Source organism: Psychrobacter sp. AOP3-A1-26, assembly GCF_052378235.1.
Taxonomy (GTDB): Bacteria; Pseudomonadota; Gammaproteobacteria; order Pseudomonadales; family Moraxellaceae; genus Psychrobacter.
This window is the reverse complement of sequence record NZ_JBQSXN010000175.1, coordinates 1-1,275: the sequence shown is the minus strand read 5'-3', so window position 1 is coordinate 1,275 and position 1,275 is coordinate 1. Positions and strand designations below refer to the sequence as shown.

At 45.6% G+C, this 1,275-nt stretch carries 1 protein-coding gene; it reads right to left on the bottom strand.

The annotated features are described in order from the left end of the window. Positions 1-112: 112 nt before the first annotated feature. A complete protein-coding gene (gene ppk2 / locus ACT3TU_RS14150) occupies positions 113-1,126 on the bottom strand; it encodes a polyphosphate kinase 2 (protein ID WP_263972279.1) in 1,014 nt (337 codons plus the stop codon). Between the last annotated feature and the right edge of the window lie 149 nt (positions 1,127-1,275).

The following is a 1,275-nucleotide window of genomic DNA, read 5'->3' as shown; positions in this document are numbered from 1 at the left end:
TAAATAAACTATATAATGATAAATGTGGAATAAATAATGCCATAAAAAAGCAGCCTTATATTAGCTATAAGGCTGCTTTTTTTACCGAAGAAACAAAAAGTATTATCACGCTTTAATAACGCGGTGGCACATACATATCATCTGGAATAGGCTCGCGATAATACTCATCATCACGCTTGCGATCGGGTAGCTCAACCTCGTCACGTGGCACTTCTTTATAGGGGATTTGTTCGAGTAGATGGGCTATGCAGTTTAGCCTTGCGCGTTTTTTATTGTTGCCCTCAACGACCCACCAAGGCGCTTCAGGTATATGGGTACGCTCAAACATGGTCTCTTTTGCCTTGGTATAATCCTCCCAGCGTCGTCGCGACTGTAAGTCCATCGCAGACAGCTTCCATTGCTTCAGTGGGTCATGAATTCGGCTCATAAAGCGCGAATGCTGCTCATCGTCGGTGATTGAAAACCAGTACTTCACTAAGCGAATACCCGAGCGTACCAACATACGCTCAAACGCAGGTACCGACTGAAAAAACTCCTCGTACTGGGCATCGGTACAAAAGCCCATAACTCGCTCGACGCCCACGCGGTTATACCAGCTACGGTCAAACAACACAATCTCACCAGCGGCTGGTAAATGCGCCACGTAACGCTGAAAGTACCATTGTGACTGTTCGCGCTCGGTAGGCGCAGGTAGGGCAGCCACTCGACAAACACGCGGATTTAAACGCTGGGTGATACGTTTGATAGCGCCGCCTTTGCCTGCAGAATCACGGCCTTCGAATATCACTACAATGCGCTCACCGCGTGCAACCACCCAGTCTTGTAATTTGATGAGTTCTCGCTGAAGCCGTACCAGCTCTTGAAAATACATCTGGCGATCCAGTCTTTCTTTTTCGCTCATCTCTCGACCATCAAAGCGAAAATCACGCACGTAATCGTCTATTTCATTTTCTAGCTCTTCATCATAAGTGTCGATAAGGTCTTCATACATCTTGCGTCGCAGTTCATCGTTAAATAGCTCTTTGTTCATACCTGCTATAAAACTGTCTTGTTCAGGCGGGTTAAACTCATGGCGTTCTTCTGAGGTTAAGGGTTTTGGATCAATGGCCGAGGGTCTGTTACCCATAAAAACTCCTTATAACTATTTTTTGGTTTTTATTGTTTGTCTCCTTACTTTAACATATCTACCCGTAAGGCTAAGCGTTGGCTGCGTTCTATTATTGTGCTGCTTTGACTTCCTCCCCACCCTAAAAGTGAAGGGGATTCCTACTAAAG

Excerpts from the sequence above, each read along its gene's own strand:
- ppk2 (WP_263972279.1), bottom strand. The coding sequence starts at position 1,126 with ATGGGTAACAGACCCTCGGCCATTGATCCAAAACCCTTAACCTCAGAA.